The sequence below is a fragment of the Halomonas sp. ND22Bw genome (assembly GCF_003011945.1).
GTDB lineage: Bacteria > Pseudomonadota > Gammaproteobacteria > Pseudomonadales > Halomonadaceae > Halomonas > Halomonas halophila.
In genome coordinates, this window is the sequence record NZ_PXWD01001968.1 from 1 (window position 1) to 229 (window position 229).

Below are 229 nucleotides of genomic sequence, written 5' to 3' on the forward strand. Positions count from 1 at the left end.
CCCAGGCGCGCCCGGAACTGGGCCGCGTCAATATCCCCTATGAGACGTTCACCCTGCCCAACGGGCTCAAGCCCATCGTCTATACCGACCGTTCCGTGCCGACCGTCTTCGTCGGCGTCTGGTATGGTGTCGGATCGAAGGACGAGCCGCCGGGGCGCTCAGGCTTCGCGCACCTGTTCGAACATCTGATGTTCCAGCCGACACCCGCTCGCCCGACAGACTGGTTCGC

Annotated in this window: 1 protein-coding gene; it reads left to right on the forward strand. The window is 65.1% G+C overall.

Annotation, left to right across the window (positions count from 1 at the left end):
* Positions 1-229 (forward strand): insulinase family protein (locus CVH10_RS25185; RefSeq protein WP_219925146.1); only part of this gene is annotated, 229 nt, incomplete at both ends.